We start from the raw sequence: 18459 nt of genomic DNA, 5'->3' as shown, positions 1-18459 counted from the left end.
CGTCGCTCCTCAGGTTCTTCCCATTCCTGTGCATAATCATTGGATTTGTCTCGTCTGGTTTGACCTCGTCCGCCACAGGTCGTAGTTTTAATCAGTTGACTTCAGCCGTTGAGGCTGCCCAAAAACTTTTCACGGCCTCCCCGTGCTGGACTTTGCATCAGCACCGGCCTGTTAAGAGACCACACGGAGATTGAGATATGAGCAAGCGAACCTTCCAGCCGAACAACCGCAAGCGGGCGAAGACCCACGGCTTCCGTCTGCGTATGCGCACCCGTGCGGGTCGCGCGATCCTCGCTGCACGTCGCAGCAAGGGCCGCACGAAGCTCTCGGCCTAGCCTTCACCGGTGCTCGCCAAAGCCAATCGCATCACGCGGGGGGCGGACTACAAGGCGACTGTGCGCCGCGGCGCTCGCTTCACTGGAGCGAACACCGTGACGTACATCCGTCCCAGTCCGGACCCGGATGTGGTGCGATTCGGCTTTATCGTGGGCAAGACAGTCGGTGTCGCCGTCCGGCGGAATCTCGTGCGTCGTCGCCTGAAGGCTGCGGCCCACGAACTGCTTCCGCGGATGTCGCCGGGCACCGACATCGTGATCAGGGCATTGCCAGCGTCCGCTCAAGCGGAGTGGGCTACCCTGCACGAAGAGATCTCCGCAGCAATCAGCCGATTCACCAGTAGAGGCAACGTCCGTCGATGAACACCGCATTCACTGCAGTGCTCCTTCTTCCGCGGAACTGTGCCGTGTTGGTGCTTCGCGCATACCGTGCGGTCATCTCACCTCTGTACGGAGACGTCTGCCGGTACTACCCGTCCTGTTCCGCTTATGCGTTGCAGGCCATCCAGGAGCACGGACTCGCTATCGGGACCGTGCTCGGCGTTCGCCGAATCGCCCGTTGCCACCCGTGGGCCGCGGGCGGGGTCGATGATGTCCCCCTCAAGAAGAAGCGTCGCTATCGGGTGACACCGTTCGGATTCGTCGTCGCCACAAGCCAGGGAAAGGCCTAGCAACCACATGGACATCATCGGAACGATTCTGTGGCCCATCAAATGGGTCGTGGAGCTCATCCTCGTTGCGTTCCACTGGCTGTTCTCGCAGATCGGCCTCGACCCGGCCGCCGGCCTCACCTGGGTGCTTTCGATTGTCGGACTGACGGTCGTTGTCCGTGCCGCCCTCATCCCGATCTTCGTCCGCCAGATCAAGAACCAGCGCCGGATGCTCGAAATCGCTCCGCAGCTGAAGAAGATCCAGGAGAAGTACAAGGGCAAGAAGGATCAGTTCTCGCGTGAGGCGATGTCCCGCGAGACGATGGACCTCTACAAGAAGACCGGCACGAACCCCCTGAGTTCGTGCCTCCCGCTGCTGCTGCAGATGCCGGTGTTCTTCAGCCTCTTCCAGGTGCTGAACGGCGCCCAGGGCGGCCACGCCGGCGTCGGTCCCCTGAACTCGGAGCTCGCCAAGCAGTTCGGTGGTGCGACCCTGTTCGGTGTCGCTCCCCTGCACCAGAGCTTCCAGGGTGCGATGAACGCCCACCCGCAGCAGGTCGCCGTGATGATCATCGCGGCCGTGATGGTCGTGCTGATGACCGGTTCGCAGTTCCTCACCCAGCTGCAGATCGTCTCCAAGAACATGTCGCCGGAGACCAAGGCGAGCCCCCAGTTCAAGCAGCAGCGCATCCTGTTGTACCTCCTCCCCTTCGTCTTCCTCTTCTCGGGTTTCGCCTTCCCGCTCGGCGTCATGTTCTACTGGCTGACCTCGAACCTCTGGACCATGGGCCAGCAGTTCCTCGTCATCCGCAACATGCCGACTCCGGGTTCGGACGCCGCGAAGGCGCGCGAGGCGCGTCTGGCACGCAAGGGCAAGCTCGTCCAGGAGGACGGCGCCGTCGTGCTGACGGTCGAAGAGGAAACGAAGAAGACCACTCAGCGCGTTCAGCCCGTGAGCAAGAACCGCGCGAAGAAGCAGGCCGGAAAGTAGTAGGGATTCCCAATGACCGATGTGCAGCAGTCCGAGTCCGTAGTCGAGCCCACCTCCGCTGAGGTTCCTTCGGCCGAGGTCGACGTGGACGTCGAGGTCGCCGAGTCGGGCGCTTCGTCTTCGGCTCCCGCGTCGTCGGAGTCCGGCGACTACGAGCAGCCGACCGCCGACCAGCTCGACCAGGAAGGCGACATCGCCGCCGATTACATCGAGGAGCTGCTCGACATCGCCGACATCGACGGCGACATCGACATCGACGCTCGCAACGGCCGTTCGTACATCTCGGTCAACGCCGACGAGAACGCGAACCTGCGCTTGCTCTCGAAGCCGGACACGGTGACGGCGCTGCAGGAGCTCACTCGCCTGGCTGTCCAGAACAAGACCGGCTCGTTCTCTCGCCTGATCCTGGATATCGCCGGGTCGCGAGACGCCCGCCAGGCCGAGCTCGCAACGCTCGTCGAGCGCGCGATAGCCCGCATCGAAGAGGGTGCGGAGCAGGCAGCACTTCCCGCGATGTCCTCGTACGAGCGCAAGCTGGTGCACGACATCGTCTCTGAGCGCGGCTTCGTTTCGAATTCGCAGGGCGAGGGTCGCGACCGTCACACGGTCATCACCAAGTCCTAGTTGTTTCACGTGGAACGGGGATCCGAGCGATGAACGACGTCCTCGAGGCTGAGCCTGCTGCTGCCGCTCTTCTCTTCGGCCCGCGCATCGAGGTGGCTCGACAGTTCACGACGAACCTCGCCTCGCAGGGTGAGGAACGCGGACTGATCGGCCCGCTCGAACTCCCCCGCCTCTGGTCGCGCCACATCCTGAACAGCGCCATCGTCGCTCCGCTGCTCCGCCCGGGCCGCGTGGGCGATATCGGAAGCGGCGCCGGGCTGCCCGGGCTCGTCCTCGCCATCGCGCGGCCCGATGTTTCGTTCGTTCTCATCGAGCCGATGGAGCGACGCGTCGCCTGGCTCAACGAGCAGGTCGCCGAGCTCGGTCTCACCAACGTGGATGTGGTCCGCGCCCGAGCCGAAGACGTCCGCCTGGATGCGCCGCTCGACCAGGTGACCGCGCGAGCAGTCAGCGCCTTCCGCAAGCTCCTCCCCCTCACCGCTCCCCTGCTTCGTGACGGCGGCGAGTTGGTCCTGATGAAGGGCGCCGGCGCGCAGGCCGAAGTGGATGCGGCGACAAAAGAGATTCGCAAGTACAAAGTGCACGAAATCGAGGTTTTGACCCTTGGTCAGGACGTGCTGGACGAGGTCACGAGGGTAATCCGCGCGACCGTGAGGTAGCGAGAGGCGCTTAGGATCGCTCCTGTGGCGCTGAAGCGGGTGCGTTTTCGGGGGTTTATGCCCTGATGGTGGGTGCTGTTTTGGTGTTTCGGGATATTGCGGGCTCGAAGTCTGATCGCGTTCGTGTTGGTTTTCGACTGTGTGCAGGTCCTGCTGGGGTGGCGGCGTTCGGCGGAGCTCTGCTCTACGCTGAGCCGCAGGTCGTGGCACTTCGCGGCTTTGATGCCGTTGGGGCGTTCCTTGCTGGCGCATGGCCGCGTGGTGGGCCCAGCGCCGGTCGGCTGCGGCTGCACCTGTCGCTGCCAATCGGTGGTGATGAGTGCGGTGGGGCACCGCGGTCGGCGCAGCGGTCGCGCGCACAGGTCGACGCAGCCAGCTCGGGCGTGGAGTTGTTGCGTCGTGAGCGTCAGGTGGAGTTGCTTCCCTCGTGGCTCCGCAATAGACGTGAGGCAATGCGGGGAAACGGGGTGTGACGTGAGACCTGAGGATCCACATCAGCCCGCGCTCTCCAATGAGTCGCTTGACCTGGGTGAATCTACTTCGTCGGCTTCCTGTTGCCCGCGACGACGCAAATGGTATTGGCGGGCCGTGCCGGGCGCGGAGTTGAGGTCGATTCAGGCGCGCGCGTGTGGATCGCGGATCGTTGGATGGGCATGTGGTGAGCGGCGCAGCCTACTGGGTTCCCAGCGCAATTCGCGTCCGACATATAGAGACTGGCGCGGGGATTGCAGCGTGACTATGCGGCGTTTCACGTGAAACGGGCACTCGAACTGGCCGTCACCGGGTGCGCCCGGTGTGGCGATTGCCTGTCATCTGGGGGCGCTTGCCCGTCGCTAGAACCGGGTTGGTGTGTCCCTCGGTGCTGGTATCTTGCCAGAGGTGTCCGCGCTCCTCACTGGAGACGAGTTGGTGTCTCCGGATCCAACCAGAGAGCGTGAGATCGCTTTCACCGCGGTGGTCAATGTAATGGGAGTGGCCCGCTGTCCGGCTGCCCGCCCCCGGTCGAGCAGCGTGGCTGCGATCCGAGGACGCCGCATCACCAGGGAAGGTGTCGGCAACTCCGCGCGCCGACATGACGGCACGCGGAATCCTGCGCGCGCCGTTCAAGTCGGGTCACTCTGGACGGCGCAAATCCGCCACCCGACACTGCCCATCTCCGCCGCTCAGGACCAGCGGTTTCCCCGCGCACATCACGGCACATCGTCCCTACACGGCACTACTTGGTGTGCGAACTGGTTCCGCCTGGTCCGCACATCCACTCGCAGGGGCCATGCGCCTAACGCCCGCATGATCGGGTGGCCTGAACGCTAGACGTGCCGAAACCCAACCTTTGCGCGATGGCGTGAGTACGAGTCGCCGCGCGGGACGCGCCGGACGCGCCGAACGTTTCACGTGAAACTGTAGCCCAGGAAGCGCCCGCATCGACGAGTGGCGCAGCCCGCGAACGGTGCGAGGAGCTCGCGAGGACCGGCGCGCCGAATTCCTATGTAGATGCAAGCGGTTTCGAGGCAATCTAAGAAGTACATTCCCCACTGCCTAGAGCTAGCCGGGGCGCGCCCCGAGGCAACCATTATCTCGGGCCACTCCCCACATTTCCCACAGCCTCCAACTATCCACAGCGTGCCGCGATGCGGAATAGCAAGCACGCCATCCAAGATAGAGTTGACTGATGGCCGCAGAGCGCATGCGACCCCGTACTCAGACACCCGGTGCCGTGCACCATGATCGAGCGACAAGGTTTCACGTGAAACAACCGGACCAGGATGCCCAGGTCGGATCGAGCCCAACCGGCTTCGACGCATCCACTCCCCTGGCGCAGGAAATCCACGAACTGACCCGTCGACGGGAGGCTATCGCCTCCGAGACACTCCCCCTGCCGTCGCGGACCCGTATTTTCACCATTTCTAATCAAAAGGGCGGGGTCGGGAAGACTACCACCGTCGTAAATCTCTCCGCTGCCCTCGCGAAGTCGGGTGCTCGGGTCCTGGTGATCGACCTGGATCCGCAGGGAAACGCGTCTACTGCTCTCAGTGTTGAGCACCGCGAAGGAACACCGAGCGTCTACGACGTGATCGTTAACGATAAAGAACTCGACGAGGTCATTCAGAAGTCCCCCGAGTTCGACGGATTGTTCGTGGTGCCCGCGACCATTGACCTCGCTGGCGCGGAGATCGAGCTCGTGTCGATGGTCGCGCGCGAACAGCGCCTCGGGCGCGCGCTGACGCGCTTCCTCGACGAGTACGACTTCGACTATGTCCTGATCGACTGCCCGCCGTCGCTCGGTCTACTCACGATCAACGCTTTCGTGGCCGCGACCGAGGTGCTCATTCCCATCCAGTGCGAGTACTACGCGCTCGAGGGCCTGAGCCAGCTGCTCAAGAACATCCAGCTGATCGAACGACACCTCAACCCCAAGCTTCAGGTGTCCACGATCCTGCTGACCATGTACGACTCCCGCACCAATCTGGCCCATCAGGTCGCCGAGGATGTGCGGGATCACTTCCCCAAGGAAGTCCTGAAGACCATCATTCCGCGTTCGGTCCGCATCTCGGAAGCACCGAGCTACGGGCAGAGCGTCATCAGTTACGACACGAATTCGTCCGGCTCGCTCTCCTATCTGGAAGCCGCCGCCGAGATCGCACGCAGAGGAGCACCCCGCTAATGGCAGCGAAGCGCACAGGATTGGGCCGAGGAATCGGCGCGCTCATCCCCACCACCGACCAGTCGGCGCGTCCCGTCGACGTGTTCTTCCCCGACTCCTCCGCAAACGCTGCATCGGATGGCCTAGTCGCCGTCCCGGGTGCCCGGCTTGCCAACCTCTCCCCCGCTGACATCGTGCCGAACGCTGTGCAGCCGCGCACCGAGTTCGACCGCGAGGCGCTGGACGAGCTTGTGGCGAGCATCCGGGAAGTGGGCGTGCTGCAGCCGGTTGTCGTGCGGCCGATCGCTGGGCAGCCGGACAAGTTCGAGCTGATCATGGGCGAGCGCCGCCTGCGCGCGACGAAAGAACTCGGGCTCGACTCCATCCCGGCGGTGGTCAAAGAGACCGCCGATGAGGACATGCTCCGGGATGCGTTGCTCGAGAACCTTCACCGCTCACAGCTCAACCCGCTTGAAGAAGCATCGGCGTACCAGCAGCTTCTTGCTGATTTTGGGATCACCCAGGAAGAGCTTGCTACGCGGATCGGACGTTCGCGCCCACAGATCACCAACACCCTGCGTCTTCTCAAGCTGCCGTCCAGCGTGCAGAGCCGCGTGGCGGCCGGCGTTCTGAGTGCGGGTCACGCGCGGGCGATCCTGTCCGTCGGGGACGACGAAGAAGCCATGGCGCGACTCGCGGACAAGATCGTCAACGAAGAGCTTTCGGTGCGCGCGGCCGAGGCTGCGGCGAGCAAGAGTCCGAAACCGGTGCGGTCGAAAGCGACGGCGGGCAAACACCGTGGGCACCTGGATGAGATCGCCGAGAAGCTCGGGGACCGTCTGAATACGCGGGTCAAGATCTCACTCGGCGCGAGAAAAGGCCAGATCGTGGTGGATTTCGCGACGATTCAGGACCTCAACCGCATCCTGGATGAGATCGGGCAGCCGAGCTACACCAGGCCGACCTTCAGCTGACGCGGCGGGTGCACTGACGCAGCGGGTCCCCCCTGACTCCGCGGGTACGCTGACGCCGCGAGTCCGCTGACGCCGCGAGTTAGCTAGGGCCGCGAGTCAGTTGACCCCGCGGCCCGACTAGCGGTCGATCGGAGCCGCCACCCGCCGCGACCCCGTCACGCCTCCGCGATAGCCGCTAGCGCCAGCGCCGCGTACACATCCCCGAGGTCGCGCCCCGACGCCGCGATTGCCTGCGGCATGATCGACGTCTCCGTCAGACCCGGGAGCACGTTCGCCTCCAGGAACCACGGCACCCCGGCTTCGTCCACGATGAGGTCGATGCGGGACAGGTGGCGAAGGCCGAGCGCGACGTGCGCCGTCGTCGCAGCCGACGCCACCGCAGCGGCGGCCTCATCATCCAGCCGCGCCGGCACGTAGAACCGCGTCTCCCCCGCGTTGTACCGCGCGTCGAACGTGTACGCACCGGACACCGGCTCGATCTCCACGGCGGGCAGCGCCTCCGGCCCGTCCCCCGTGTCGATGACCGCCACCGACACCTCCACTCCCGTGACCTTGCGCTCGATCAGTGCGACGTCGGCGTAGGTGTACGCGTCGACCATCGCGCGCGGCAGCTCGTCGGCCTGCTCCACGATCGTCACGCCCTGCGCGGAGCCACCCTGCGCCGGCTTCACGACGAGCGGCGTGCCGAGACCGTCGAGCACCGTCGCCAGGACGCTGTTGGCGCCCAGCTCACGGAAGGTCTCCTTCGGGAGGGCCACCGACGGCGGCGTCGCGACACCGGCGCGGTCCACGATGGTCTTCGCGGTCGGCTTCGACCACGCCAGCCGGGACGCGTCCGTGCGGGAGCCGACGAACGGGATGCCCGTCTGCTCCAGCAGCGCACGCAGAGCGCCGTCCTCACCGCTCGCGCCATGCAGGGCCGGCCAGACCACATCCGGTCGGTTCTCGGCGAGGAAGCCGAGCAGGGACGCATCCGGGTCGCGGAACGTCACCTGGTGACCCAGCGAGTTCAGCGCGTCCGCGACGCGGCGGCCGCTGCGGAGGGAGATGTCGCGTTCGTGCGAGATGCCACCGGCAAGCACGACGATGTTGAGAGCGGCGTTTTCTGCCATGATCAGCTCTTTTCTTCAAACTCTGTCGGGTGATGAGTGCGCGGTGGCCTGCTGCAGGATGGGATCGAGCGGGCCGGACACCGAAGACTGCTCAGCGCAGGTCGGTGGGCGGGTTGGGACTGTTGCGCTCGCGGCGCGCGGAGAACAGCGGGCCGGTGCCGGCGAACGTGTCCAGGAGGTCCTGCTCGCCGTTGAGGACGTTCGCCAGCCGGCGAACACCCACCCGGATGCTCTCGGGCGTCGGATAGCAGAACGACAACCGGATGTTCTGGGCGCCCGAACCGTCCGCGAAGAACGCCGTCCCGGGCGTGTACGCGACCAGTTCGGTGACCGCTCGCGGAAGCATCGCCTTCGAGTCGAGGTGCGGCGGGAGTGTCAGCCAGACGTAGAACCCGCCGTTGGGGTTCGTCCAGCTCAGCTCGGGCAGATACTCCTCGAGCGCGGCGATCATCGTCTCCTTGCGCTCCCGGTACACGCCGCGGAAGGTGTCGATCTGGCCCTTCCAGTCGGCGTCGCGCAGATACTCGGAGATGACCAGCTGGCTGAACGAGCTGGGGCTCAGCACGGCCGCCTCGTTGGCGAGGATCAGCTTCTCGCGGATCGCGTGCGGCGCCAGCGCCCACCCGACCCGGAACCCGGGGGCGAGCGTCTTGGAGAACGTGCCCAGATAGACCACACCGTCCTGCTCGACGGAACGCATCGCCTCCGGCGGCCGCTCACCGAAATACAGCAGACCGTACGGGTTGTCCTCGAGCACGAGGATGTCGTTGGCCTTGCAGATCTCCAGAATCTCCAGGCGGCGCTCCCAGCTGAGGGTCACACCGGCCGGATTGTGGAACGTCGGCACCGTATACAAGAACTTCACCTTGCGCCCGGCGGCTTTCACCCGGGCGATGTGCTCGCGGAGGGCCTCGGGAATCAGGCCGTGCTCATCCATCGGCACGTGGTCGACCTCGGCTTGGTACGAGCGGAAGATCACCATCGCAGTGACGTAGCTCGGCCCCTCGGCGAGCACCACATCCCCCGGATCGATGAACAGCTTGCTGAACAGCTCGAGCGCGTGCTGCGAGCCGGTCGTCACGACCACGTCGTCCGCGCTGGCCTTGATGCCCTCCAGCGCCATCACATCCAGGATCTGCTCACGCAGGGCAGGAACGCCCTGGCCAGAGCCGTACTGCAGCGCCACAGGGCCCTGCTCGCGCATCACCCGGTCCATCGCGCCGACGACCAGATCCTCCGGAAGGGCCGCGACGTACGGCATGCCGCCGGCCAGGGAGACCACCTCTGGCCTGCTGGCGACGGCGAACAGGGCTCGGACCTCACTGGCGGCCAGGCCGCTCGTGCGCTGCGCGTAGTGGTTGTACCACGGGTCCAGATTGTTGCCGCGTGAAAGCGGGCTGCCCTGTTCAGTCACTTGTCTTCCGTTTCTTACGCCGTTTGCCAATGCTATTTGTGTGGTGCGCCGTGCCCGAAATCGAGGGATGCGCGCTGATACAAAAAAAGACCCGCCCGGCGTATTCGCCGGACGGGTCTGTGAAGAACTGGTCGGCTACGCGAGGTAGGCGGCCAGGTCGGCTTCGAGGGCAGGCTTCGGCTTGGCGCCGATGACGGTCTTGACGACCTCGCCTCCCTGGTACACCTTCATCGCGGGGATGGAGGTGATCTGGTACTTCGCAGCGGTCTGCGGGTTCTCGTCCACGTTGAGCTTCACGATCTCGATCTTGTCGGAGTGCTCAGCGGCGATCTGGTCGAGGATCGGGCCGACGGCGCGACACGGGCCGCACCACTCTGCCCAGAAGTCGACGAGGATCGTCTTCTCGCTGTTGAGGACATCGCTCTCGAAAGAGGCGTCCGTGACCGAACGTGCTGCAGACATTCTTATATCTCCTTATGCGGTGGTTGTGAGTTCGAGATCGCTGGACTCGACCTCGACGGTCTGGTCCAGCAGGTCTTTGGGGAGGGTCGTGAGGTAGTGCTCCGCGTCGAGAGCCGCGACCGTTCCGGATGCGGCTGCCGTGATGGCCTGACGATACGTCGGGTCGATCACATCACCGGCGGCGAACACACCGGCGACCTTGGTCTTGGACGAACGACCGGCGACCGCGATGGTGCCCTCCGGCGTGAGGTCGAGCTGACCGTGCACCAGGTGGACGCGCGGGTCGTTGCCGATCGCGATGAACAGGCCGTTGAGGGCGAGCTGGCTCTCGGCGCCGCTGTTCACATCCCGCAGGGTGACGCTCTCCACGGTCTCTTCGCCGTTGATGGCGACGACCTCGGAGTTCCACACGAACTCGATCTTCTCGTTCGCGAAAGCGCGCTCCTGCATGATCTTGGATGCGCGCAGCTCCTCCTTGCGGTGGATCACGTAGACCTTGTCCGCGAAGCGGGTGAGGAAGTTGGCCTCCTCCATCGCCGAGTCGCCTCCGCCGACGACAGCGATCGTGCGCTCACGGAAGAAGAACCCGTCGCAGGTGGCGCACCAGGACACACCGTGTCCGGACAGGCGCTCCTCGTCGTGGAGACCGAGCTTGCGGTAGGCGGAACCGGTGGCGAAGATCACCGAGAGGGCTTCGTGCTTGGCACCAGAGCCCAGGGTGACGCTCTTCACGTCGCCGGTGAGGTCGACGGACACGACGTCGTCGAGGACGACCTCCGTGCCGAACCTCTCGGCCTGCGCCTGCATCTTGAACATGAGGTCAGGACCCATGATCCCCTCGGGGAAACCGGGGAAGTTCTCCACCTCGGTCGTGTTCATGAGTTCTCCGCCTGCTTCGACGGAGGAAGCGATCAGCAGCGGCCGGAGGTTGGCACGCGCAGCATAAATCGCTGCGGTGTAACCGGCGGGGCCGGAACCGATGATGATGATCTGCCGCACGGCGGGAGCTCCTTGCACTATCTGTAACGGCCCGGAACCGGACCGCTGAGGTGTAGAACACATCCTAGGCGGATGCTATTCCGTTTCACGTGTGAGTTCGGAGCGGACGCCCAACCGGTTCAGAACCGGTGCCAGACCGGCCTGCAGATCGCGCGAACGCAGCAGTGTCAGGATGCCCAAATACACCACGAGCATGACCACACCGACCACCGCGGACGACACCACGGCGCCGATGATCCCGCTCACCGGGAACGCACCTTCGTCCACCCCGCCCATGATCACCAGGAAGCCGCCACCGGCGATCATCGCGGCCAGAGCGGCCACCGCGAACCGCCACAGCCCGCTCAGGATGCGCCGTCCGTCCACTCCCCCGGTCTCGCGGCGCAGAAGGGCGAACGCGAGCGCGGCCTGCGCGACGCTCGCGATCGAGACGACGAGGGCGACGGATGCGGCCCTCGCGGGCGCGGGGACGGCGAAGCACACGAGCACGCCCACCACGATCAGGATCACCTGGGCGAGCGTGAAGAAGAACGGCGTGCGTGTATTGCCCAGCGAGTAGAAGGCGCGCTGGGCCATGAAGACGAGCGAGAACGGCACGAGACCGACCAGATACGCGATCAGCACCCAGCCCATCGCCTGGTAGTCGACGGTGAACACGCGCGCTACCGGGAACGCCACGACGATCAGCGCGGCGGAGGAGAAGGTGATCAGCAGCATGATCGAGCGGGTGGCCGAGGAGAAGTCGTCGCGGAATCCCGCGGCGTCTCTGAGGTGCGCGTGCTCGGCCATCCTGGTGTAGAAGGTGGTCACGATCGACACGGCGATGATCCCGTGCGGCAGCATGAAGATCAGCCACGCATTGTTCATCACCAGCGTTCCCGCGAAGCCCTTCCCGGCGGAGTTGGCGACATTGGTCTCGACCAGCCCGGCCACCTGGGTGGCGATCAGCATGGCGAGCGTCCAGCCCGCCGCCTTGCCCGCGTGGCCGAGATTGACGCCGCGCCAGCCGAAGTCGAAGCGGAACCGCAGGCCTACTCGCCGCCAGAAGAAGAAGAGCAGGAACGCTTGCACGGCGACGCCGAGCGTGGCGCCACCCGCCAGCAGGGCGACCATCCCGCCCGACCAGTGCTCGCTGCGCGTTCCGCTCGGGTCGGCGCCGAACATCACGATGAAGGCAGTGAGCATCCCGATCGCGATGACGTTGTTCGCCACAGGCGCCCAGGTGAACGGACCGAACGATTTGCGTGCATTGAGGACTTCGCCGAGCAGCGTATAGAGGCCGAGGAAGAAGATCTGCGGGAGCGACCAATACGCGAACGCCGTGGCGAGCTCCGCTTGACCGCCGCGCAGACCGAACAGCGTGATCAGCACGGGCGAGAGCAGGGTCGCGACGAGCGCGACGGCCGCGAACACGACGATTCCGAGCGTGACCAGCTTGTTGATATATGCCTTGCCGCCGTCCGCGTTGACGGAGGCGCGCACGATCTGCGGCACCAGGATGGCGTTCAGGATGCCCTGGGCGATGATCGCGTAGATGCTGTTCGGGACGATGGTGGCGGTGGCGTACGCGTTGGAGGCGAACGCCACGGCGCCGATCGCCTGCAGCAGCAGCCACGCCTTCGCGAAGCCGAGCAGCCGGGAGACGAGCGTGCCGGAAGCGAGCACGGCGCTCGCGCGGCCGATGCTAGCCACGGGCGTCCCCCTCGGGCGGGGTGGTGGGCTCGGCCTCGTCGGTGGGGTCGGCCGCGTGCGTGGGTTCGGCCGCGTCGGTGGGCTCGGCTACCTCGCCGTCGCCGCTCTCCCCCGCCAGCCGCTTCCTCCGCTGGTCGCGGCGGCGCAGGATGTTGCGCACGATGCCGAAGCCGAACAGCAACACCAGCAGGATGCCGAAGATCAGCGCACCGATGCCCTCCCAGTCGGCGTGCACATCCACTGTCACAGCGCTCGGGTCGCCGATCGGCACGCCGGCGGGGCTGTAGAGCCGCAGCGACAGCACCACCTGCCCGTTGCCGAGCTTCGCCTTCACTGGAACCAGCATGGTCGCGCGGGAGTCCTGCGGGATGCGCTTGGTCGCGTTCTGGTCGATCTCCAGCCGGCTGTTGGATGGCGCGGCCGTAAGGACGAGGTTCGCCGCCTCGTCCTTCAGCTCGTTGCTGACCGTGAACGGGATAGATCCCTGGGCGCTCACCAGGTTGACGTTCTCGGTCGGCAGGATCTTGATCGAGTGGAGGGTGTCGACGGTGCCCTTCCGGGAGGCGGCGACCGCTGCAGACCAGTCGGTGCGCGGGTTCTGCCAGGACACGGCGAACAGGGTCAGCAGCTCGGCCCTGGTGCGTCCCGTCATCGTCTCCGGCTTGTCGAGCACCGTCGCGAAGGCGTCGAGCGACTGCTCGTCCTGCACCAGCGCCTTGAACGCGTCGATGCGGGTCTGCGACTCCGGGGCGTCGCTGAGCGCGAGGCCGGAGCTCGCGGCCGCGGACGCCGTCGACGGGAAGGTGGCCGGCGTCGTCCACGGGGAGGAGAACAGGGTCTCGAGGGTGCGGCGCAGCTGGGTGCCGCTGGACGGCCAGGAACGGTCGAAGGAGATGAGCAGCTGCTTGCTCTGGGTGCCCTCCGCGCTGATCAGTTCGAGCTGCGCGTTGACCTTGGACATGGCCGTGTTCCAGGCGACGTCGCTGGGGGCGGAGGCCGCTTGCCGGATCGCGGTGGAGAGCGCCTCGTCGGAGATTACAAGCTTGCCGCCGTCGAAGGGAAGCGTCGCGTTGGGGGTGCTCTCGAGCGTGCTCTGGTTGGTGTTGGACCCGGAGGCGATCACGGTGCGCAGGCCGGCGGCGGCCAGCGGCGCGAGGTCCGCCGTGCGCACCGTGTTGTCTCCCGGCCAGCCGATGCCGGTCAGCGAGTATTTCCAGGCCACCAGCTCGTCGAGGGTCGGCAGGGTGACGTCGGTTCCGGAGGTGGGCGTCGGCGACGGCGTCTCTGCGGGCGGCGTGGGCGTCGCGGTGGACGGCTCGCCGACCGGCGTGGGCGACGGCGTGAAGTTCTTCGGGTCGAGCGCGTACGCGAGCGAGGTGGGCGCCAGCGGGGCCGCGATGCCCGCCTGCACCTGACCGGTCACGTCGGCGTCGCCGAACCCGAGGGAGAAGGTGTCGTTGGGCAGCCCGGCGAGGCGGTTCAGCCAGTCGGTCGCGCTCGCGGGCGCCGCGTTCCCGAGGGCGCGGACGGAGGCGACGATCATCGGGTCGATGCCGACCGTGACCGTGCTGTGGCCGATCAGTCCGTCGAGGTCGCGGGTGAGGACGCCGTTCGGGGACGTGTACGTCGCGAGGTCGGCCGCCGAAATGAGACCGTCGGAGGTCGACGGGCTGACGATCGGCATGACGACGCCGACCGAGGAGCGGGTGCTTGCGACACCGGGGTTCCAGACGACGCTGCCCCGTGCATCCACTGTCTTGCCGCCGATGCTGGCGGTGGCACCGATGCCGTAGACCGCGCCGGAGGGGTTGGTGCCGAACGGGACGGCGGCGGCCGGGACCGTGATCCGGACGACCGTGCTGGTGCCCGGCTCAAGGACGGTGACGGGGCCGTCGCCGATGGTGACCCTGTTCGACACGGCCGTCGTGGAGGTGAGCCAGGAGTTGAGTGAGGCACGCGACTTCTGCGGGGACGGGTCGAGCCAGAGCGAGACCGAGCCGGCCGGGTACGCGCTATCGGTGGGGTTGGTGACCGTGACGGAGACCGTGAGGTCTTGCGTCGGCGCGAGCACGCCGCCGTTGTCTGCGGAGAGGGAGGCGGAGATGTCGTCGGTGGTGACGGCGGTGAGGGTGGACGCGGAGACGGTGGATGCGGCACTGACTGACGCCGCAGACCCCGCTCCGGAGGCCGTGGCACCGGATGCTGCCGCCGGCACGACAGCGACGGCCAGCGCGGCGCAGACGAGCGCGGCGAGGCTCCTCACCCCCTGCCGAAGGGTGAATCGGGGTGCGCTCATGCGTCGATGCACGATCCCGACTCGGCCTCCATGTCGACGATTCTAGAGGCCGCCCGCTGTGAGACCCCGACGAGCGCGCCCGGTGGAGCGCCCCTATTAAACTGAGGCACCATGCACAGCGTCGCCGATTCCCTCGCCCGCCTCGGCGACCTCGCCCGTTCGGCGACGGTCGCAACGCTGGCCTCCGCGTTCTCCGGAGCGGGCTACGAGCTGGCGCTGGTCGGGGGTCCTGTGCGGGATGCTCTGCTCGACCGGCCGGTGCACGACCTCGACTTCACGACCGACGCGCGGCCCGACGACATCCTGCGTGTCGTGTCGCCGCTCGCCGACGCCGTCTGGGACATCGGCCGCCAGTTCGGCACGATCGGCGCGCGGTTCGGCGACGACACGGTCGAGATCACCACGTACCGCACAGACAGCTACGACGGCGAGACGAGGAAGCCGGATGTGGAGTTCGGCGACACGCTCGAAGGCGACCTCCTCCGCCGCGACTTCACCGTGAACGCGCTCGCCCTGCGCATCCCGGAGGTGAAGCTGGTCGACCCGTCCGGTGGTGTCGAGCACCTGCTGAGCCGCACGCTCACGACGCCGAGCACCCCCGCCGTCTCGTTCGGCGACGACCCGCTGCGCATGATGCGCGCCGCCCGGTTCACGTCGCAGCTCGGCTTCACCGTCGACGACGAGACGAAGGATGCGATGGCGGAGCTCGCCGGGCGCATCGAGATCGTGAGCGCGGAGAGAGTGCGCGACGAGCTCAGCAAGCTGCTCTGCACGGACGACCCTCGGCCGGGCATCGAGCTGCTGGTCGCCACCGGCCTCGCCGCCCAGGTCATCCCGGAGATCCCGGCGCTGCGGCTGGAGATCGACGAGCACCACCACCACAAAGACGTCTACCAGCACAGCCTCACGGTGCTCGACCAGGCGATCGGCTACGAGAAGGAGCGGCACCCCGGCGAGGCGCCCGACCTCGTGCTGCGGTTGGCGGCGATCCTGCACGACATCGGAAAGCCGGCGACGCGCAGGCTGGAGCCGGGCGGCGTCGTCAGCTTCTACCACCACGACGTGGTCGGCGCGAAGCTCGCGAAGAAGCGGCTCACCGCCCTGCGATTCGACAAGGCGACCATCGACTCCGTCTCCCGCCTGATCGAACTGCACCTGCGGTTCTTCGGGTACGCGGACGCGCACTGGACTGACTCCGCCGTGCGCAGGTACATCCGGGATGCGGGGCCCGAGCTCGAACGCCTGCACATGCTCACACGTGCCGACGTCACCACCCGCAACCGCCGCAAGGCCGACAGGCTCGGGTTCGCCTACGACGATCTGGAAGCGCGGATCGCCGAGCTCAAGGAGCGGGAGGAACTGGATGCGGTGCGTCCCGACCTCGACGGGGAGCAGGTCATGCGCATCCTGGGCCTCAAGCCGAGCAGGGAGGTGGGTCAGGCGATGAAGTTCCTGCTGGAGCTGCGGCTGGACGACGGCCCGCTCGGCGAGGAGGAGGCGACCAGGCGGCTGCTGGAGTGGTGGAACGCGCAGCACTGACGCCGGGTTCTCCACAGGGACGCGCGCCCGCCGGGTTATCCACCGATCACTGACCGCCTGTTCCCGGATGCGCCCCTCCCCGCGAGGGTGGATGCATGACCAACGCACTCCTCGAAGCCCCCGCCGCCGCTCCCCTGGCCACCGCCGACTGGCGCGACACGCCCGCATCCGTTACGCTGGACAGGTTGTCTGGGCAGACGTATGCCCGCACGACAGATGTAGAACCCTCCTGCTACAGACCGTCTGTAGCCGCCAAGTCCAAAGGAGGTGGGTTAGTCATGCATCAGTACGAGTTGATGGTCATCCTCGATCCAGAGATCGACGAGCGCACCGTAGCTCCCAGCCTTGACAAGTTCCTCAACGTCGTCCGCGACGCAGGTGGATCCGTCGACAACGTCGACATCTGGGGTCGCCGCCGCCTCGCCTACGAGATCAACAAGAAGACCGAGGGCATCTACGCCGTCGTTCAGCTGACCTCGAACGGTGAGACCACCAAGGAGCTCGACCGCCAGCTGAAGCTGAGCGAGGCCGTCATGCGCACCAAGGTCCTCCGTGCGGAAGAGGCGATCGCTCAGGTCGCCGCCGCAACGAAGCTCGCCGACGAGAAGGCCGCCCGCAAGGCTGCCGCTCCCGCCAAGGCAGCCGCCGCCGACAAGGCTGGCGCCTAGTCCCATGGCCGGCGAGACCGTCATCACCGTGGTGGGCAACCTCACCAGCGACCCGGAGCTGCGTTACACGCAGAACGGGCTCGCGGTTGCCAACTTCACCATCGCATCCACACCCCGCACGTTCGACCGTCAGGCGAACGAGTGGAAGGACGGTGAGGCTCTCTTCCTGCGCGCGAGCGTCTGGCGTGAATTCGCCGAGCACGTCGCCGGATCGCTGACGAAGGGCTCGCGCGTCATTGCGCAGGGCCGTCTGAAGCAGCGTTCCTACGAGACGAAGGAAGGTGAGAAGCGCACCTCGATCGAGCTCGAGATCGATGAGATCGGCCCGTCGCTGCGCTACGCCACCGCTTCGATCACGCGCGCGCAGTCGTCTGGCCGTGGCCCTGGAGGGTTCTCCTCCGGTGGCGGCGCCGTCGAAGAGCCGTGGGCAGCATCGGCGCCTGCAGACGCCTCCTCCTCTTCGGGAGCAGACGTCTGGAACACGCCGGGCAACTACAGCGACGAGACTCCCTTCTAAGGGTCACCAACATTCACCAGCCCCATCGGGCTTCGATGAGGGCGGAAAGCAAAGGAAATCATGGCTGGAAAGTCGAGCGGCGACCGCCGCAAGCCGATCCGCAAGGGCAAGGACGGCAAGAACGCCGCTCCGGCGAAGTCGATTCGCGTCGGCGTCATTGACTACAAGGACGTCGCGACCCTGCGGAAGTTCATCTCGGAGCGTGGAAAGATCCGCGCCCGCCGCATCACCGGTGTCTCCGTGCAGGAGCAGCGCCTGATCGCACGTGCCGTCAAGAACGCACGCGAGATGGCACTCCTCCCCTACGCCGGCTCGGGCCGTTAGGAGATACGGATATGTCGAAACTCATTCTGACGCACGAGGTCACCGGCCTCGGCTCGGCCGGAGACGTCGTCGACGTCAAGAACGGCTATGCACGCAACTACCTCATCCCGCAGGGCTTCGCTATCGCGTGGACCCGCGGTGGTGAGAAGCAGGTGGAGCAGATCAAGGCGGCTCGCACCGCTCGCGAGCTCCACACCATCGAGCAGGCGCAGGACCTCAAGGCGAAGCTTCAGGCCACCAAGGTCAAGCTCACCGTGAAGGCGGGCCGCGAGGGTCGTCTCTTCGGTTCGGTCAAGACCTCCGACATCGCGGACGCCGTCAAGGCTGCCGGGATCGGCGAGCTGGACAAGCGCAAGATCGAGATCACGTCGCCCATCAAGGTCGTCGGTGACCACGAGGCCACGGTTCGTCTTCACGACGACCTGTCCGCTGTGATCACCCTTCAGGTGGTCGCTGCCAAGTAGGCACGATAAGCAGTGATTGTAGCGGGGGGGGGGGGGGGGGGGGGGGGGGGGGGGGGGGGGGGGGGGGGGGGGGGGGGGGGGGGGGGGGGGGGGGGGGG

Annotated in this window: 19 protein-coding genes; 13 read left to right on the top strand and 6 right to left on the bottom strand. The window is 66.3% G+C overall.

All coding sequences use genetic code 11. The features are described 5' to 3' along the window. Positions 1-197: 197 nt before the first annotated feature. From rpmH to AC1ROC_RS16665, 8 genes are all read left to right on the top strand, one after another. Positions 198-335 (top strand): 50S ribosomal protein L34, encoded by a 138-nt coding sequence (gene rpmH / locus AC1ROC_RS16700; RefSeq protein ID WP_055897189.1) that lies wholly within the window; start codon positions 198-200, stop codon positions 333-335. Positions 336-344: 9 nt separating this feature from the next. Further along, positions 345-698 carry a ribonuclease P protein component gene (gene rnpA / locus AC1ROC_RS16695; RefSeq protein ID WP_085367446.1) on the top strand — a complete coding sequence of 118 codons (354 nt, stop codon included), beginning with the start codon at positions 345-347 and terminating at the stop codon, positions 696-698. Beyond that, positions 695-1006 carry a membrane protein insertion efficiency factor YidD gene (gene yidD, locus AC1ROC_RS16690; RefSeq protein WP_085367445.1) on the top strand — a complete coding sequence of 104 codons (312 nt, stop codon included), beginning with the start codon at positions 695-697 and terminating at the stop codon, positions 1004-1006. Before rnpA ends, yidD begins: the two co-directional genes overlap by 4 nt. Positions 1007-1013: 7 nt before the next feature. Next, positions 1014-1976 carry a membrane protein insertase YidC gene (yidC, locus tag AC1ROC_RS16685; RefSeq protein ID WP_085367444.1) on the top strand — a complete coding sequence of 321 codons (963 nt, stop codon included), beginning with the start codon at positions 1014-1016 and terminating at the stop codon, positions 1974-1976. A 12-nt stretch (positions 1977-1988) separates the two neighbouring features. Continuing rightward, positions 1989-2600 carry a Jag family protein gene (locus AC1ROC_RS16680; RefSeq protein WP_493001538.1) on the top strand — a complete coding sequence of 204 codons (612 nt, stop codon included), beginning with the start codon at positions 1989-1991 and terminating at the stop codon, positions 2598-2600. Positions 2601-2629: 29 nt separating this feature from the next. Next, positions 2630-3259, top strand: coding sequence for a 16S rRNA (guanine(527)-N(7))-methyltransferase RsmG (gene rsmG, locus AC1ROC_RS16675; protein WP_085367442.1), 630 nt, complete (start codon positions 2630-2632; stop codon positions 3257-3259). Between the two features lie 1744 nt (positions 3260-5003). Next, on the top strand, positions 5004-5921 hold the full coding sequence (locus tag AC1ROC_RS16670) for a ParA family protein (RefSeq protein ID WP_085367441.1): 918 nt from the start codon (positions 5004-5006) through the stop codon (positions 5919-5921). Continuing rightward, positions 5921-6874, top strand: a complete 954-nt coding sequence (locus AC1ROC_RS16665) for a ParB/RepB/Spo0J family partition protein (RefSeq protein ID WP_085367440.1) — start codon at positions 5921-5923, stop codon at positions 6872-6874. Before AC1ROC_RS16670 ends, AC1ROC_RS16665 begins: the two co-directional genes overlap by 1 nt. Positions 6875-7029: 155 nt before the next feature. Here the strand turns inward: AC1ROC_RS16665 and AC1ROC_RS16660 are convergent, their stop codons facing one another. The 6 genes from AC1ROC_RS16660 to AC1ROC_RS16635 all read right to left on the bottom strand — a co-directional run bounded on the left by AC1ROC_RS16660 (position 7030) and on the right by AC1ROC_RS16635 (position 14849). Continuing rightward, positions 7030-7986: a D-alanine--D-alanine ligase family protein gene (locus tag AC1ROC_RS16660; RefSeq protein WP_493001535.1), complete on the bottom strand. Its 957-nt coding sequence runs from the start codon at positions 7984-7986 to the stop codon at positions 7030-7032. 91 nt (positions 7987-8077) lie between these two features. Further along, on the bottom strand, positions 8078-9400 hold the full coding sequence (locus tag AC1ROC_RS16655) for an aminotransferase-like domain-containing protein (protein WP_493001533.1): 1323 nt from the start codon (positions 9398-9400) through the stop codon (positions 8078-8080). Between the two features lie 135 nt (positions 9401-9535). After that, positions 9536-9862: a thioredoxin gene (gene trxA, locus AC1ROC_RS16650; protein ID WP_055897216.1), complete on the bottom strand. Its 327-nt coding sequence runs from the start codon at positions 9860-9862 to the stop codon at positions 9536-9538. A 12-nt stretch (positions 9863-9874) separates the two neighbouring features. Then, on the bottom strand, positions 9875-10861 hold the full coding sequence (gene trxB, locus AC1ROC_RS16645; RefSeq protein WP_085367437.1) for a thioredoxin-disulfide reductase: 987 nt from the start codon (positions 10859-10861) through the stop codon (positions 9875-9877). 75 nt (positions 10862-10936) lie between these two features. Further along, the gene (gene murJ / locus AC1ROC_RS16640) at positions 10937-12553 is read right to left on the bottom strand and encodes a murein biosynthesis integral membrane protein MurJ (RefSeq protein WP_493001530.1); all 1617 of its coding nucleotides are present in this window, start codon (positions 12551-12553) and stop codon (positions 10937-10939) included. Beyond that, the gene (locus tag AC1ROC_RS16635; protein ID WP_493001528.1) at positions 12546-14849 is read right to left on the bottom strand and encodes a DUF6049 family protein; all 2304 of its coding nucleotides are present in this window, start codon (positions 14847-14849) and stop codon (positions 12546-12548) included. Before AC1ROC_RS16635 ends, murJ begins: the two co-directional genes overlap by 8 nt. Positions 14850-14960: 111 nt before the next feature. On the opposite strand from AC1ROC_RS16635, the gene AC1ROC_RS16630 reads away from it, so the two are divergent. The 5 genes from AC1ROC_RS16630 to rplI all read left to right on the top strand — a co-directional run bounded on the left by AC1ROC_RS16630 (position 14961) and on the right by rplI (position 18361). Next, positions 14961-16388 (top strand): CCA tRNA nucleotidyltransferase, encoded by a 1428-nt coding sequence (locus tag AC1ROC_RS16630; protein ID WP_493001526.1) that lies wholly within the window; start codon positions 14961-14963, stop codon positions 16386-16388. A 278-nt stretch (positions 16389-16666) separates the two neighbouring features. After that, positions 16667-17056: a 30S ribosomal protein S6 gene (gene rpsF / locus AC1ROC_RS16625; protein ID WP_085367434.1), complete on the top strand. Its 390-nt coding sequence runs from the start codon at positions 16667-16669 to the stop codon at positions 17054-17056. 4 nt (positions 17057-17060) lie between these two features. Beyond that, a complete protein-coding gene (locus tag AC1ROC_RS16620) occupies positions 17061-17573 on the top strand; it encodes a single-stranded DNA-binding protein (protein ID WP_085367433.1) in 513 nt (170 codons plus the stop codon). A gap of 60 nt (positions 17574-17633) precedes the next feature. After that, a complete protein-coding gene (gene rpsR / locus AC1ROC_RS16615; protein ID WP_055897232.1) occupies positions 17634-17897 on the top strand; it encodes a 30S ribosomal protein S18 in 264 nt (87 codons plus the stop codon). An 11-nt stretch (positions 17898-17908) separates the two neighbouring features. Next, positions 17909-18361 (top strand): 50S ribosomal protein L9, encoded by a 453-nt coding sequence (gene rplI / locus AC1ROC_RS16610; RefSeq protein WP_085367432.1) that lies wholly within the window; start codon positions 17909-17911, stop codon positions 18359-18361. Positions 18362-18459 lie beyond the last annotated feature (98 nt).

This window comes from Leifsonia sp. GW821-FHT13C05, assembly GCF_058806515.1.
Note: the sequence above shows the minus strand (reverse complement) of the source record. Positions and strands in the feature narration are given on the sequence as shown.

What these genes read in the sequence shown, in the direction of transcription:
- rpmH (WP_055897189.1), top strand. Translation starts at nt 198, where the DNA reads ATGAGCAAGCGAACCTTCCAGCCGAACAACCGCAAGCGGGCGAAGACC.
- yidD (WP_085367445.1), top strand. Translation starts at nt 695, where the DNA reads ATGAACACCGCATTCACTGCAGTGCTCCTTCTTCCGCGGAACTGTGCC.
- yidC (WP_085367444.1), top strand. Translation starts at nt 1,014, where the DNA reads ATGGACATCATCGGAACGATTCTGTGGCCCATCAAATGGGTCGTGGAG.
- AC1ROC_RS16680 (WP_493001538.1), top strand. Translation starts at nt 1,989, where the DNA reads ATGACCGATGTGCAGCAGTCCGAGTCCGTAGTCGAGCCCACCTCCGCT.
- rsmG (WP_085367442.1), top strand. Translation starts at nt 2,630, where the DNA reads ATGAACGACGTCCTCGAGGCTGAGCCTGCTGCTGCCGCTCTTCTCTTC.
- AC1ROC_RS16665 (WP_085367440.1), top strand. Translation starts at nt 5,921, where the DNA reads ATGGCAGCGAAGCGCACAGGATTGGGCCGAGGAATCGGCGCGCTCATC.
- AC1ROC_RS16660 (WP_493001535.1), bottom strand. Translation starts at nt 7,986, where the DNA reads ATGGCAGAAAACGCCGCTCTCAACATCGTCGTGCTTGCCGGTGGCATC.
- trxA (WP_055897216.1), bottom strand. Translation starts at nt 9,862, where the DNA reads ATGTCTGCAGCACGTTCGGTCACGGACGCCTCTTTCGAGAGCGATGTC.
- AC1ROC_RS16635 (WP_493001528.1), bottom strand. Translation starts at nt 14,849, where the DNA reads ATGAGCGCACCCCGATTCACCCTTCGGCAGGGGGTGAGGAGCCTCGCC.
- AC1ROC_RS16630 (WP_493001526.1), top strand. Translation starts at nt 14,961, where the DNA reads ATGCACAGCGTCGCCGATTCCCTCGCCCGCCTCGGCGACCTCGCCCGT.
- rpsF (WP_085367434.1), top strand. Translation starts at nt 16,667, where the DNA reads ATGCATCAGTACGAGTTGATGGTCATCCTCGATCCAGAGATCGACGAG.
- AC1ROC_RS16620 (WP_085367433.1), top strand. Translation starts at nt 17,061, where the DNA reads ATGGCCGGCGAGACCGTCATCACCGTGGTGGGCAACCTCACCAGCGAC.
- rpsR (WP_055897232.1), top strand. Translation starts at nt 17,634, where the DNA reads ATGGCTGGAAAGTCGAGCGGCGACCGCCGCAAGCCGATCCGCAAGGGC.
- rplI (WP_085367432.1), top strand. Translation starts at nt 17,909, where the DNA reads ATGTCGAAACTCATTCTGACGCACGAGGTCACCGGCCTCGGCTCGGCC.